15 protein-coding genes are annotated in these 14,379 nt (G+C 39.9%); 5 read left to right on the forward strand and 10 right to left on the reverse strand.

Annotated elements, in window-relative coordinates; all coding sequences use genetic code 11:
• Nucleotides 1–29: 29 nt before the first annotated feature.
• Together AAEZ22_RS00350 and AAEZ22_RS00355 are read right to left on the reverse strand one after the other, a co-directional pair.
• Complete coding sequence (locus AAEZ22_RS00350; protein ID WP_208834041.1) at nucleotides 30–1,082, reverse strand: fatty acid desaturase family protein; 1,053 nt, start codon at nucleotides 1,080–1,082, stop codon at nucleotides 30–32.
• Nucleotides 1,079–2,122: a flavin reductase family protein gene (locus AAEZ22_RS00355; protein WP_352295715.1), complete on the reverse strand. Its 1,044-nt coding sequence runs from the start codon at nucleotides 2,120–2,122 to the stop codon at nucleotides 1,079–1,081. The genes AAEZ22_RS00350 and AAEZ22_RS00355 overlap by 4 nt, the downstream gene beginning before the upstream one ends.
• Before the next feature lie 227 nt (nucleotides 2,123–2,349).
• Between AAEZ22_RS00355 and AAEZ22_RS00360 the strand changes: the two genes are divergently transcribed.
• Nucleotides 2,350–2,523, forward strand: a complete 174-nt coding sequence (locus AAEZ22_RS00360) for a DUF6435 family protein (RefSeq protein ID WP_352295718.1) — start codon at nucleotides 2,350–2,352, stop codon at nucleotides 2,521–2,523.
• A gap of 28 nt (nucleotides 2,524–2,551) precedes the next feature.
• Here the strand turns inward: AAEZ22_RS00360 and AAEZ22_RS00365 are convergent, their stop codons facing one another.
• From AAEZ22_RS00365 to AAEZ22_RS00385, 5 genes are all read right to left on the reverse strand, one after another.
• On the reverse strand, nucleotides 2,552–3,145 hold the full coding sequence (locus AAEZ22_RS00365; protein ID WP_352295813.1) for a DUF2238 domain-containing protein: 594 nt from the start codon (nucleotides 3,143–3,145) through the stop codon (nucleotides 2,552–2,554).
• A 42-nt stretch (nucleotides 3,146–3,187) separates the two neighbouring features.
• A complete protein-coding gene (locus AAEZ22_RS00370) occupies nucleotides 3,188–3,979 on the reverse strand; it encodes an SDR family oxidoreductase (RefSeq protein WP_089368159.1) in 792 nt (263 codons plus the stop codon).
• A gap of 51 nt (nucleotides 3,980–4,030) precedes the next feature.
• A complete protein-coding gene (locus AAEZ22_RS00375; RefSeq protein ID WP_352295721.1) occupies nucleotides 4,031–4,534 on the reverse strand; it encodes an Mpo1 family 2-hydroxy fatty acid dioxygenase in 504 nt (167 codons plus the stop codon).
• Between the two features lie 86 nt (nucleotides 4,535–4,620).
• Nucleotides 4,621–5,028: a hypothetical protein gene (locus AAEZ22_RS00380; RefSeq protein ID WP_352295724.1), complete on the reverse strand. Its 408-nt coding sequence runs from the start codon at nucleotides 5,026–5,028 to the stop codon at nucleotides 4,621–4,623.
• 228 nt (nucleotides 5,029–5,256) lie between these two features.
• Nucleotides 5,257–6,210, reverse strand: coding sequence for a LysR substrate-binding domain-containing protein (locus tag AAEZ22_RS00385; protein ID WP_089368156.1), 954 nt, complete (start codon nucleotides 6,208–6,210; stop codon nucleotides 5,257–5,259).
• A 108-nt stretch (nucleotides 6,211–6,318) separates the two neighbouring features.
• Between AAEZ22_RS00385 and AAEZ22_RS00390 the strand changes: the two genes are divergently transcribed.
• Nucleotides 6,319–7,266, forward strand: a complete 948-nt coding sequence (locus AAEZ22_RS00390) for a sodium-dependent bicarbonate transport family permease (protein ID WP_179806674.1) — start codon at nucleotides 6,319–6,321, stop codon at nucleotides 7,264–7,266.
• Between the two features lie 424 nt (nucleotides 7,267–7,690).
• Entirely contained in the window at nucleotides 7,691–8,860 is a 1,170-nt protein-coding gene (locus AAEZ22_RS00395; RefSeq protein ID WP_089368155.1) for an MFS transporter, read from the forward strand.
• A 131-nt stretch (nucleotides 8,861–8,991) separates the two neighbouring features.
• Here AAEZ22_RS00395 and AAEZ22_RS00400 read toward each other — a convergent pair whose 3' ends face one another.
• Complete coding sequence (locus tag AAEZ22_RS00400) at nucleotides 8,992–9,399, reverse strand: hypothetical protein (protein ID WP_011327941.1); 408 nt, start codon at nucleotides 9,397–9,399, stop codon at nucleotides 8,992–8,994.
• Between the two features lie 343 nt (nucleotides 9,400–9,742).
• Here AAEZ22_RS00400 and sbcB point away from each other — a divergent pair, with 343 nt between their 5' ends.
• Nucleotides 9,743–11,188, forward strand: coding sequence for an exodeoxyribonuclease I (sbcB, locus tag AAEZ22_RS00405; protein WP_011327938.1), 1,446 nt, complete (start codon nucleotides 9,743–9,745; stop codon nucleotides 11,186–11,188).
• A 232-nt stretch (nucleotides 11,189–11,420) separates the two neighbouring features.
• On the opposite strand, the gene AAEZ22_RS00410 is transcribed toward sbcB, so the two are convergent.
• Nucleotides 11,421–12,302 carry an NAD(P)-dependent oxidoreductase gene (locus tag AAEZ22_RS00410; RefSeq protein ID WP_182683253.1) on the reverse strand — a complete coding sequence of 294 codons (882 nt, stop codon included), beginning with the start codon at nucleotides 12,300–12,302 and terminating at the stop codon, nucleotides 11,421–11,423.
• A gap of 118 nt (nucleotides 12,303–12,420) precedes the next feature.
• On the opposite strand from AAEZ22_RS00410, the gene AAEZ22_RS00415 reads away from it, so the two are divergent.
• Nucleotides 12,421–12,915 carry a glutathione peroxidase gene (locus tag AAEZ22_RS00415; protein ID WP_192531459.1) on the forward strand — a complete coding sequence of 165 codons (495 nt, stop codon included), beginning with the start codon at nucleotides 12,421–12,423 and terminating at the stop codon, nucleotides 12,913–12,915.
• Nucleotides 12,916–12,968: 53 nt separating this feature from the next.
• Here the strand turns inward: AAEZ22_RS00415 and AAEZ22_RS00420 are convergent, their stop codons facing one another.
• Complete coding sequence (locus tag AAEZ22_RS00420) at nucleotides 12,969–14,294, reverse strand: sodium-dependent transporter (protein ID WP_011327935.1); 1,326 nt, start codon at nucleotides 14,292–14,294, stop codon at nucleotides 12,969–12,971.
• Nucleotides 14,295–14,379 lie beyond the last annotated feature (85 nt).

Below are 14,379 nucleotides of genomic sequence, written 5' to 3' on the forward strand. Positions count from 1 at the left end.
CATTACCGTTACAGCTACTTTATTAATCATTATTTAAAAGAATACCGAAATATACGCTTTAACACCGAGGCATATTGACTAAAAAACCCTCCCGTATTGTAGGCAATGCCTTGTTTTTGCAATACTGCTTGTACTTGCGGTGCCACTTCTTGATAACGCGACGAAGGCATATCTGGAAACAAGTGATGCTCAATTTGAAAACTCAAATGCCCGGTTAATACATGAAACCAACGCGGCCCTTTAATATTTGACGAGCCCAATACTTGGCGGTAATACCACTGCCCTTGGCTTTCGTTTACACAGTCTTGTTCTTTAAAGGTTTCGGTTTGCTCAGTAAAGTGACCACAAAATATTATGGTCGACGTCCATAAGTTACGGATTAAATTTGCCACTAAGTTACCCGTTAATACCCACAAAAATAATGGTCCAGCAAGTAGCGGAAATATCACATAGTCTTTAATTAATTGGCGCGCGCCTTTACTAAAAAAGCGCTGTTTTAAGGTGCTATGCAACACGGCACCATCGCGGTGTGGCTTCTTTTTACCTATAAACACGCGCTCGCCTGCCAGTTCGTGATACGACACTCCCCATTGAAACAACACACTTAAATTTAAATAGGTTATAAATTGCCACGTGTTTTTTAAACGCCATTTAAAATCGTCACTTAACCTTAATAAGCCATAACCAAAATCGCGGTCTTTACCTATAATATTGGTGTATGTGTGGTGCTCAAAGTTATGCACTCGGTGCCAACTTTGTCCATCGCAGGCTATGTCCCATTCATAGTTTTGTGAATTAAGTTGCTTGTCGTTCATCCAATCGTACTGGCCATGCATTACATTGTGGCCAATTTCCATATTATCTAAAATTTTAGCAAGGGCGAGTAACAGCACACCCACAACCCACAGTAATGGCACAATAAAACCAAGCATAAGTAAAATACGCCCGCTCCATTCGCATACTCGCTGTTTACGTACAACAGCGCGAATATAATCAGCATCTTGCTGGCCTACTTTGCCAAGAGTATCCATTTTTATGGCATTTAATTCTTTTTCTAATTGCTCAAAGTTAATGGTTTTCATAATTGTAGCTCCAAATCACTTACCGCTTGGCTTACGCAAAGTTGAATTAACTGCTCGCCGCTATCACTTAATTCACCGGTTTTTAAATTGCGTACCACGCCCGACTTTTTAATACATTGGCACTGATGGCAAATACCAATGCCGCAACCACGTTTAACGGGTAGCTTTTTTTCTTCAAACTGAGTTAGCAAAACATCGTTGCCCAATACCACATGCGCGCCACTGTTAATTTTTACATTAAATTGGCTGTCGTCTTTTAAGCTTGGCAACGCTAAACCAAATGCCTCTTGGTAGTAATTTAAATCATGCTTTTTAGCAAAGTCACTCACCGTTTGCATAAAGGCTGCAGGGCCACAGCAATAAATATCGGGGTTTTCCCATGGTTTAATATTGCAGGTTATATCGCTTGATTGCTCGCGCGTTAATAATAAAAACGAAAAATGCGCAAACTGCGCCGCCAGTTCACTCAGCTCATCAACACATTGATGCTCAGTTACTTTTGCGTAATACACTAACAACACCTTTTGCGTGGTTTGGCTTAGGTAATCATCAAGCATAGCCAGCATGGGGGTAATGCCCGACCCACCAGCAATAAAAGTGGCCGGTGTATGTGTGTTTTTAAATACAAAGTCGCCATTTGGCGCAGAAATACTGCACCACAAACCCGCTTTTAAGGTGTTATTTAGTAAGCCTGTAAAGCGCCCTTGTGGATTCGTTTTGATTAGTAAACGCACTAAGCCTGTGTTTTTAAATTGCTGAGCGCTTGAAGCCACAGTAAAAACACGCGTTAATAATCGCCCGTTAATTTCAAGGGTTAAACTTATATGCTGCCCAGCAGTATGCTTAGGCCATTGCTTACTTGGTTTAAGTTGCACACTTAAAAAATTGCCATTAAGGGTAACTGCGTCAACTACTTGGGCTCTATATTGCCCTGCGCGCCATGCGGGTTTAAACACCTGCATAATTGGCTCTATATAACTGGCAAAACTTTGATGGTGTAAAAACCATTTTGAAAATTGATCTAATATTTGCATGATCATAAGCACTTAATTCTCTATTGCGATTCAAAACACTTTAGGCTTACACGTGTGCGCCCAAACTTTCAGCGCACAAGTGTACGCTCAATATTTGTGATTTCAACCCTGTTAGAGTAATTATTCAATATTTAGCTGCAGGACTAATTTATACTTTAATAATCGATTTTCCACGCGGTATCGTATGTATACTCAATCAAGCAAATACATTAAAAGTAATTAAGAGAGTAAGCATGTTTTCGATATTTAAACCAGATCCAAGCAAAAAACTACGCAAAGAGTACGACGCAAAATTAGAGCAAGGCATGCAGGCACAGCGTAAAGGCGATATTAAAAGCTACGCTATGTTAAGCGCCGAGGCCGAAAAAATTTGGAGTGAAATAGAAAAAACAAACGCTAAAAAGTAATATACTTCTTAGCGTTGAAGAAAGATTATTACAAATCGTTTTTAGGCTGTTTTAGCTGCTTGTCGTGTACTTTAGAAAGCACTAACAGCGAGCAAATAGCACCTAATAGTGCTAATCCCATATCTGATTGGGTATCCCACACGTAACCTTGGGTGCCTAAAAACGCTTCGGCATTTTCGCTGCTCAACAATGCCACCCACCACTCTAGTAGCTCATAAAAAGCACTAAAGGCTAAGCATATCGAAATAATAAACGTAATGAGCCACCCTTTGCCATTAACTGCATTTTTACGCAGTAAAATTTCGCGTGCTAATAATGCAGGTACAAAGCCCTGAAAAAAATGCCCTACTTTGTCGTAGTTATTGCGCTCACTGCCAAATAAATTATCGAATAGCGGTACTTCAGCATAGGTGTAATGGCCGCCTACCATCAACACAATACAATGCGCTAGAATAAACCAATATAAAATAGGGGTTAACTTAAATTGTTTATAGGTGCCAAGCATAATTACCACACCAATAATGGCTGGTAGCACTTCTAAAAACCAAGTAAATTGATCTTTTGGGTTTATGCCCGACCAGATCAGCACGCTAAAAAATAATCCGAGCCATATATACTTTATTATCATTTTTATACTCAACTATAGCTTTCTTGAATTTTGGTATTATTTAAAGTTAACTTTAGCTGTTAAACGGTTAAATAAACGCGGAAAAAAGCGTTTAATGGTAGGAGCCCAACCACTTAAGCCTTGGCCAACAATCACTTCATCTTTTTTGCTATTAATAGCGTTAATCATTTTTGATGCGGCTACTTTAACATCCATGCCATTTTCTATAGCTTGCTCAGATTTATTTTGTGCAACACCTTGCGGGTTTAATGAGTTGTGCGCAATCGCGGTTTTTATAAAACCTGGGCAAATTGTTAAACAATGAATGTTATGCTCTTTTACTTCTGCGCGCAGGCAATCCATAAACCCCACCACAGCAAATTTAGTGCCTGAGTAACCGGTTCTTAGTTTAGAGCCTACCTTTCCTGCCACACTACTTATAGCTACAACCGAGCCACTTTTTCTTGCAACCATAGAGGGCAGTACCGCTTTAGTTAATGCCACTAAACCAAAATAGTTAACCTCCATTAATTGGCGGTACACTTTAAAGTCGTTTTCTAAAAATAAGCTACGCTGCGATATGCCACCGTTATTAATTAAAATATCGATTGCGGGCAACTCATTTATTGCCGCGGTAACTTTACTTAATACTTCTTCGGGCTTTGCTAAATCGAGTGGCAATATTAAATGCCCTTCTCCTTTTAGTTCAGCCTTAAGCGCTGTCAGTTTTTCAACATTACGCGCCGATAAAATAACGCTAGCACCTAGCTCTGCAAACTGTATTGCCAGCTCCTTACCTATGCCCGATGACGCACCGGTGATCCACACTGTTTTATTATTATAATTCATACTTTGTTACCGTATTTTTATGCTTTAGTTACAGCACGTTAGTTATTGTGTTTATGGCTTGGTTGGGCCAGCAATGTCGGTTACTTGCTGCTCTAGCTTTTTATAACAGCCCAACATAAATAATAGCTCTGCAGTTACATACAAAGGGCCAATAATAAGCCCCGATATATCATCTATAAACGCGGGTTTTTTACCTTCAAAATAGTGGCCAGCAAACTGTAAAATCCAACCAAATACAAACAGCCCTACACTAATCGTTAACCAAGGAGTAAATGCCATGGCTGCAATAGGTTGCGCGCCCACAAGTAATATAGTTAATAGCACAGCCATAATAAGGCCCAACGACACACTCAACATTAAATAATACACAACTGATACAAATACAATAAGTTGTCCGCCATCTATAACAAGGCCTCCCAACGGAATCTGAATGCGCGTCAATAAACACAATACGGCAAATACAATGAGCGGAATGCCTAACAGGTGGGTGAGTACATTGCGTTTTGAGCGGTGATAAAGCCCGTAGTTACCTAGTTGCTGCTGCAGGGTTTTCATTAGTAATCCTTGTTTATTTTTGTTATAAGTTTTACCTTAGCAAAAGTAAGCACAATAACAATGTAAACTATTCAATATTATGTAAATTAAATAAGTGCAGAAATTATTTTTCCCGGCTCATGCTGAGGTTTCATATCCATTCGATCGCGCCCTTGTTGGTATTCTTGCTCAAGCATTTTTTCAAGTTCGTTAATTTTATCTGCAATTACATCAAGATCAGCGCCTTGCGCTTGTAACTCTTTAGTCAGCTCCTCTATTGCCGCTTTTAGCTCGTCTATTTTGTCTTTATTTACACCTAAACGCTGATAAACAAGCGCTTCTTGGGCTTTTTCTAAAAATGATTGCTCTTTAGGGGCTGAGTTTATGCCTTTAACATCACTTGTTTTTTCATCAATGGGGGGATTGATTGCCGCAACTTCGCTTGGGCTTGCCGCTTTATTTACACTAGGGGAATTATAGTTACTGTATTGATTTTTAAACGTTATTGTTGTCATTAGCTCAAACCCATTGTTGCGTTACAAGCTATGCAGCAATTTTAGTTCCAACTAAGTAAAAAAGCCCTAACAAAATCTAAACTTAAACCTTACTTAGCTTTATTTAAAATAAAAGCAAAATAATAAATAGTTAGAGCTAAGTATTATGGGTGTTTTTATAACCATGTATTGATAGCAATATAACTATTATAAGTAGTTATATTGCAACATAACGACTGCTTATTTAATTTAAGTTTTAGGTTCTAAATGTAATCTATGGAGTTCATTACGCACCCATTTTGTATCAAGGTAGTGCTCTAAATTAGCTTGGGCAAACTTTAAAAAGCTGCGCGCTGCGTGCGAAATGTGTCTGTCGGTACGCATTACAAAGTACCATTGGCTGGCTATATCGGTGTCGATCACATGCAGTTTTGTATAGCTATTATCACCTTTTGGTAAAACATGATGCGACAGCAAGCTAATTCCCATACCCGACGACACTGCAACCCGTATGGCTTCGTTACTCGCCATTTTAACGCCGTCGCTAAGTACTAAGCCCCTACTTTGTAGCTCACTTTCAAATAGCATACGTGTGGCAGAACCATTTTCACGCAGTAAAAATCGATATGGCATTAAGTCCGCCAACGTTACGTTTTTTTTATTCAATAGAGGATGATTATTAGGCACTATAAATTCTAATGGATTATGTAAAAACCGAGCAGCTTGGGCTTGCTCTAACGATGGTGGGTGGCTAAAAACGTAAATGTCGTCTTCTCCACGCTCAAAGCGAGCTAATACCTCTTCGCGATTGCCAATTTCCAGCGGTAACTCTACATGCGGATGCAAATTACTATAAGGGCCGAGTAATTTAGGCAAAATATATTGCGCCGTATTTACCATGGCAATTTTACATCTCCCTCGCTCGCCTCCACGTAATTCAGCTAAAAAATCTTGGTAATCTTCAAAATGAGCAAACACCTGCTTGCAGGTTCTAAATAGCTCAAGGCCAGCCTCGGTTACCTGTAACTTTTGCTGTTGCATAGTTATTAGTGGCTCTCCTATTTCTTCTTGTAAGCGTTTTATTTGCAGTGAAACAGTAGGTTGCGTTAAATAAAGCTGCCTTGCTGTTTCACTTAACGAACGGGTTTTTACTACACTCATAAACACTTCTAGTAATCTAAACGATATATGCCTTAAATCCATACCCACCTCATAGATAGTTATCTATATATAACCACTGTTCATTTTATTATTTACTATACAAAGTTTTCTCTACAATAGCGCCACTTAATTTTACAGCTAGGAAACACCGTGCCCGATATTGTTGTTATGTTTTTTATATTAGGTTTAATCGCCGGACTTATACACTCTGATCTTGCTATACCCAAAGCCACTTACGAAACCCTAAGCTTACTGCTAATGCTTACTATTGGTTTAAAAGGCGGTATGGTTTTACACGGTAATTTAAATTGGCAGCTACTCCCAGAAATGGGGGCAATTATGCTGCTTGGGGGGCTTATTCCTTTAATGCTATACCCTATTTTAAAGTACGTTATTACACTTTCTCATGCTAATAGTGCCAGTATTGCGGCGCATTATGGCTCTGTTAGTGCGGGTACATTTGCTGTTGCGCTTGCCTACGCAGAATCGTCTAGTTTGGTTGTAGGCGCTGAAGTAACTTTATATTTAGTGATGCTAGAACTGCCGGCTATTATTGTTGGCCTGCTAATATATAGAAAATTTAATAAAGAAAGTGCGCCAACTAAAAAGCTGTCTTTAAAAGCGGTTTGGCACGAAGCACTAACCAATAAAAGCGTTATTTTACTCGTTGGCGGTGTAATTATTGGCATAATGTACGGCACGCAACAAGGTAGCCAAGTTACCAGCTTATTAACTAACGGCTTTAAGGTTGTACTGGCATTATTTTTACTTGAAATGGGTTTAACCGCCGCGCAAACTTTGCGCCCTGTGCCTTGGCATCATTGGAAGTTAGCTTTATTTGCTATTATTACCCCTTTATTTTTGGGCACGCTTGGCGTAGCAGTCGGTACACTTTTACACCTTGAAATGGGCTCAATTGTAGTTTTAGGTAGCCTAGTTGCCAGTGCCTCATACATTGCAGCGCCTGCAGCAATAAAAGCCGCCATTCCAGAAGCCAATATTGGCCTTGCTATGCTCTGCTCTTTAGGTATTACTTTTCCGTTTAATGTTTTAATAGGTATTGGTTTGTATCATCAATTAGCGCTGCTAATGCAGTAATCAAAGGTTTAATTTTAAACTCACCTGCATAAATTAAAACCGCTCATTTACAACACATAAAAGTAATCGTTTTAACGGCTGTTACTTTTATTTGTTGTGCCGCCACTGTTTAAAACTTAAAAACACTTACTAACAGTTTGCTCAATGGCTTAAATTTATTGCTCTTATCGCATTAAACCAAACAAATAAAATAACAAAAATCATACAATTTAAATACGTTTAAAACACAAACACGCCGCAATTGTGCGCTTATTTTACGTAATTGTGCAGTTAAAAATTTATTTTCATTGATTAATAAAAAATCACTTTACTTCCTTTCAAAAGAGTCCTACATTCGCCGCAAAATCAACCAACAATAAATAATCGCCTTAAAACAGAGTCGGTAAACAGCGTTTATTTATGACCTTAAAATCGGATAATTCTAATGATAGAATTCGTTGCTACTAGCAAGTCAAATAACCCGTTAGCACCTGTTATCGGTTTGTCTTTTTTTGCTATAGCTTCTGGCTTTTTAATGAGCCTGATCCCGCTATCGCTATCGGCATTTAAACTCGATGTAGATCTTGCCCCATGGCTAGCGAGTGTATTTTATTTTGGCTTACTTATTGGCGCTACATGCATTGAACGCATAGTAGTAAAAATAGGCCACAGGTTTGCTTTTATTTTATTTCTTAGTTTATTAATTTTAAGTGTTCTTGCTCAGCTAGTTATGCCTAAAGCTGGGGTTTGGTTAATGGCGCGTTTTGTTGCCGGTATGGCCGTTGCAGGTGTATTTGTGGTGGTTGAATCGTGGTTATTAATGACCAACACGCCTAAAGCTCGTGCTAAACGTTTAGGCCTTTACATGACCTCGCTTTATGGCGGCAGCGCAGTAGGCCAACTTGCTATAGCACCGCTAGGCACGGTAGGTGCTGTGCCCTACTTATTTGTAGTTGGTTTATTATTGCTAGCAATTTTAGCACCGTTATTAATTACATCAGGCCAACCAGATAGCCAAGAACTACAAAAACTGCCATTAAAAGAAATTAAAACCCTTAGCCGCCCAGCAATATTAGGTTGCTTAGCGTCGGGGCTATTACTGGGGCCAATTTACGGATTAATGCCTGTATATATCGCAGCACAAAGCGAGCAAGCTCAATATACAGGTTTGTTAATGGCAATTATTATTCTTGGCGGCATGTTAGTACAGCCACTTGTAAGTTACTTATCTACTCGTATGGGTAAAAACTTACTCATGGCAATGTTTTGCTTTTTAGGTGCAGCAAGCGTGTTAGGTATATTGCAAACAACCAGCTTTAGCGGCTTAGTTGTTAGCTATTTAGTGTTAGGGGCAGCAAGTTTTGCACTTTACCCTATTGCCATTACGCTCGCCTGCGACTCTTTGCCTATGGCTAAAATTGTATCAGCAACCGAAATCATGCTTTTAAGCTACAGCCTAGGCTCTGTGCTAGGCCCAATGCTTGCAGCTAACTTCTCTGATGCAAGCGATGGTATTTTACTTTATTTAGGCGGCTGCTTAGCCACCACCTGTATTTACATGCTAATTAAAAGCATGAAAGACATTCCAACAGGCAGTACACCCGTTGCAGGCTAAGCTAGCAACCACATAAATTAGTAATACAAAAATGCCGCTCAGTAAAATGAGCGGCATTTTTTGTTGTTCACAATTAATAATAATACTTTATAAAGGCATCGCCCTTTTTAATCTTTGCTATTTAATGCTTCTTATAAAGATAGCTCTTGTTTAGCGCGCGTTAAGTTATGTGATACAAGTGCGTTTTTATTAAGCTGCACTGCCTCGTATAAATCAGCGATTGCAGCAGTCTCGTTATTTGCTTTTAAACGTGCAACACCACGGTTACTTAACGCGTACGATGTAAGCTGGCGTAGTTTAAATTTAGAGCCTTGTGCATTATTTAATAGTGCTATTGCTTGTGTACATACGGCTTCAGCTTCTGCGTAATTTTTTGACTTAACGTTAAGCGCACAGCTGTTAAACGACTGTTCTAATTGCTGTGGTGCAGTTGCGGTTTCAATAACCATTAATTTGTAATCACTTTGCTCAGCCATTGCAGCAGCTGAACATGTAAGTAGTGAGCTAAGAGCGATAGTTTTGATAAGTGTTAATTTCATGGTCATAGTCCTATTAGTTAAGTCGTGCTTATTGCCGACAACTGAACTTTAGAGAATTAACACAAAATCGACAAACGATTAAAATAAACTCAATAGGTGAATAAAACTAACCTATAGACTTTAGTCTAGTGATGATTCATTAATTTACTCTCATATAATTTATCTAGTTGTCGTAGCCCCTCTACTTACTTTTTGCTTCACTTATGCTTAAAAAGCAAGCACATCATTTTTCACCCAAAACTATAAACTCCCCCGCCCATATGCCATAATCTAAATAATTCATAATTTTAGTAACTTGGCGCTATTTTTTGCGCTTTAAAGTTAACTACTCAAGGTTTTACGCATGGCATATCAAGAGCAAAATCAAGCAACAATCTATTGGCACGACTACGAGACTTGGGGGGCTAGTCCGCAAAAGGATAAGCCGAGCCAGTTTGCGGGTGTTCGTACCGATCTTGATTTGAATATTATTGGTGAGCCGCTTATTGAATACTGTAAACCGCAGGCGGATTACTTGCCGCATCCTGAGGCGTGTTTAATTACCGGTATTACGCCACAAGTGGCGATGAAAAAAGGCTTGGTTGAGGCTGAATTTATAGCAAAAATTCATGCACAATTTAGTGTGCCAAATACCTGTGTTGCCGGTTATAACAGTATTCGCTTTGATGACGAAGTAAGCCGTTATAGCTTTTATCGTAACTTTTACGACCCGTACGAGCGCGAATATAAAAACAACAATAGTCGCTGGGACATTATTGATTTAGTGCGTGCTTGTTATGCACTGCGCCCAGAGGGCATTGAATGGCCGTTAAAAGAAGACGGTAGCCCAAGCTTTAAGTTAGAGCATTTAACCGTTGCCAACGGTATTGAACACGCTGCGGCGCACGATGCACTGTCCGATGTAACCGCTACTATTGCACTGGCTAAACTAATAAAAGACAAGCAGCCAAAGCTGTATAACTTCTTTTTTAGTTTACGTGGTAAAAAAGCCTTAGCTGAGTTGGTTGATGTATTTAACATGACCCCGCTTGTACATACCAGCTCACGCATTCCAGCAACGCAAGGCTGTACTAGCTGGGTTGCACCTATGAGCTTTCATCCGGTAAATAAAAATGCCGTAATTTGTTTTGATTTAACCCAAAGCCCACAAGTACTTATTGATTTAAGTGTTGAGCAATTACGTAAACGTTTATATACCAAGCGTATTGATTTAGCTGAAGACGAATTACCCGTAGGGTTAAAACTAGTGCATTTAAACAAGTGCCCTATTTTAGCACCTGCTAAAACGTTATTACCTGAAAATGCAGCGCGTTTAGGCATTGACCGCGAGCAATGTTTAAAAAACTTGGCGGTGTTAAAAGCCAATAGCGAGTTGCGCGATAAAGTAACTGAGGTGTTTAACGAACAAGGCGATTACAGCGCCACAACTAACGTTGACTATTTACTTTACGATGGGTTTACTAGCCATGCTGATAAAGCTAAATTTGCGATTATTCGCGATGCAAAACCCGAAGACTTAGCCGATTTAAAACTCGATTTTGAAAATAAAAAGTTTAATACTTTATTGTTTAGATACCGCGCTCGTAACTGGCCGCAAACGCTTAACCAGCAAGAGCTGGATCAATGGCGTCAGTATTGTCAAAACAAGTTAATGCACGGGGAAGATCAACCCTCAATTAACGCTCAAGACTTTATGATCACACTTGAAAATTTAGCCCATGAGCACGACGACAGTGAAAAAAACCTAACCATTTTAAAAGCCTTATATAACTACGCACAAAGCATGTAGCTTGCTTTAAGTTTATTGGTACAAGGCATACAAAAACGCGACGCTTTATAACTAAAGCGTCGCGTTTTTTGTTTTAAGTAAATGAGAAGACATAAAACCAACAATGATCTTTTTAGATCTATCACTTCCTCTAAAAGCGCAGCGCCTCTTAACCTCTTGGTGAATAAATCACTTTACGGGCTTTGCACATCACGCAAGCTTGGCGTCTACAACGATATACTCAAGGTAAACGTTATTTTTTATGCTGTGCTTCAATGCGTGCAAGTAAGCTTGATGTATCGTAGCGGCCACCGCCTAATGCTTGCACGTCGGCGTAGTACCCATCTACTGTGGCTGTCATTGCTAGCGTTGCGCCGTTATTTTTAGCCTCATTAAGCGCTATGCCTAAGTCTTTACGCATCCAATCAACTGCAAAACCAAAGTCGTATTCCCCTGCCCACATGGTTTTGTAACGGTTTTCCATTTGCCACGAACCGGCTGCGCCTTTAGAAATAGTTTCTATTACTTTTTCACCATCAAGCCCTGCTTGTTTTGCAAAATGTAAGCCTTCGGCTAAGCCCTGTACTGCACCCGCAATACAAATTTGATTAACCATTTTACATAATTGCCCTGAGCCTACGCCACCTAACAATTGGCTAAAACGACTAAATGCCGTCATAACAGGCTGCACTTTGGCAAATACAGCTTCGCTGCCACCAGCCATTACCGTAAGCACGCCATTTTCGGCGCCAGCTTGGCCACCCGATACTGGCGCGTCAATAAAGTCGACTTTTAATAACGCTGCTTTTGCTGCCACTTCGCGTGCCACAGTTGCTGAAGTAGTAGTATGATCGACCAAAATACTGCCCGCTTTAATACCGGCTAATACCCCATTTTCGCCATATACTACCGAGCGTAAATCGTCGTCGTTACCCACACACATAAATACAATGTCGGCATCGTTTACAGCTTCGCGTGGAGAGGCTGCAAAGCTGCCGCTAAATTCGTTAGCCCACTTTTGAGCTTTAGCTTGAGTACGGTTATAAACGCACACACTGTGCCCTGCTTTTGCTAAATGCCCCGCCATTGGGTAACCCATTACGCCTAAACCTATAAATGCTACTTTCATTGACATAAAAATGACCTATTAAACTGATAACTTAAAAACCATGCCTGATTATGTCAATCGGTTGATAAAAAAGCGAATGAAGTCTTTATAAAGTTTATTTAATAGGAATTTAAGTAGGTGATCTATGGATAGTATTTATCAATTTAATGCAGAATGCTGTAACAAGGCGCTTTTTTCTTTTAAGCAGTTAAAAGGCAAAACGCTACTTATTGTAAATATTGCCAGTGAATGTCATTTTTCGGCGCAGTTAACCGCTTTAGAAAAACTGTATCAGCAGTATAAAAGCAGTGGATTTACCATTTTAGCGTTTCCGTGCAATCAATTTGGCCAAAAGGAGCCGCTTGATAATTTAGCCATTAACAGCTTTTATCAAGCGCAATTTAATACTACATTTGAAATATTTGCCAAAGTAATGGTAAACGGCCCAGAAGCTCACCCCTTGTTTAATTACTTAAAACTGCACACCAGAGGTATTTCGCAAGGACGAGTAATAAAGTGGAACTTCACTAAATTTTTAATTAATTCGCAAGGCCAACTTGTTTCTCGTTATGCGCCGCGCACCAAGCCAGAAACATTAAAGCAGGCAATTGAAAATCAGTTATTGCTAACAGCTAAATAACAAAGCAAAACGAGAGCAAAAGCTCCCGTTTTATTTATAACGTGCAGTAATGCTTAACTACTAAATGCCACATTGGCAAATACCAAGGTCATTAATATTGGGCAAACAAAACGTATGTACTGAGCAAACCAGTAATGCGCGCCGCTAGTTGCTTGGTGTAATTTGTTACCGCGCTGCCATAACCAGCCCACTGTAACAAAGTAAAACAGCCCCATTAACGGTAATTGGTACTGGGTAAATACCATAATAACCAAGCCAAATAACCAATCAAAATTAAGTATTATTAAGCTGGCAAACACTAGCACTACGCCACTAACCAGCCACGTAGCTTTAGTGCGATCAACGCCGTGGTTTTCGACTAAAAACGCCACCGGAATTTCGGTGGTTGATATAGTAGAAGTAACCGAGGCTATCGACATTAATACAAAAAACAATAAACCAACCAATAAGCCAATATCGCCCATGGTGCTGAATAACGCTGGTAAAATGGCAAAAATAAGCTGCCCTTCGCCAATTAATTTACCGTTACTAAACACTTCTACGCCGTTGTGCTGCGCCACATAAATAGCAGGCACAATAAGTAAACCAGCTAAAAAGGCCACACTGGTATCGAGTAGTGCTACGCTGGCAGTCAGTTTTGGTAAGTTAGCACCGGGTTTTAAATACGAGCCGTAAATCATCATACAGCCCACACCTAGCGATAAGGAGAAAAAGGCTTGCCCCATAGCTGCAATAATTAAGTTAGGGTCGAGTATTTGGCTAAAATCAGGTATTAAATACGCTGCAAAGCCATCACTTGCACCATCTAGCGTTGCAATATAAATAATTAAACCAATTAGCAATACTAGTAGCACCGGCATTAAACGCCGTGACCAGGTTTCAATACCCGATTTAACCCCTTTTAAAATAATACTCGCGGTTAAAATAAGCATAAGTGGGGTAAACACAAAATTACGCAGCGCAGAGTCGCTGTGTAAAAATTCGCTAGCGCCGCTAAAGCCTAAAAATGTAGTTACGGGTTCAATAGCATACGACAGCATCCACCCCGCCACTATTGAATAAAAGCTAAGCATTACAATAGCGCCGCCAAGGCCAATATAACCTGCAGCCGCGCCTACTTTAGGGGCTTTATTTTGCCATGCTTGCCTAAGTGCTTTTACCGGATTAGCTTGGGCGTAATACCCTAAATACAGCTCGGTATATAAAGCCGGCAAAGCAAGTAAAAATATAACAATAAAGTAAACCAGTAAAAAAGCACCGCCACCATGATTAGCAGCCTGCGTAGGAAAACCCCATATATTACCTAGACCTACCGCTGCGCCAGCGGCGGCCAATACAAAACCAAGTCGACTTTGAAAACCATCACGCACTTGTGTCATACACCTACAAATCTGTTATTATTTTAGCTGTTGTGAATTAAACCATATTTCATCGCGCCTTAGTAATAAAAATGTACCTAGCGCG

Origin of the sequence: Pseudoalteromonas sp. 20-MNA-CIBAN-0454 (assembly GCF_040308685.1) — a bacterium.
Taxonomy (GTDB): Bacteria; Pseudomonadota; Gammaproteobacteria; order Enterobacterales; family Alteromonadaceae; genus Pseudoalteromonas; species Pseudoalteromonas nigrifaciens.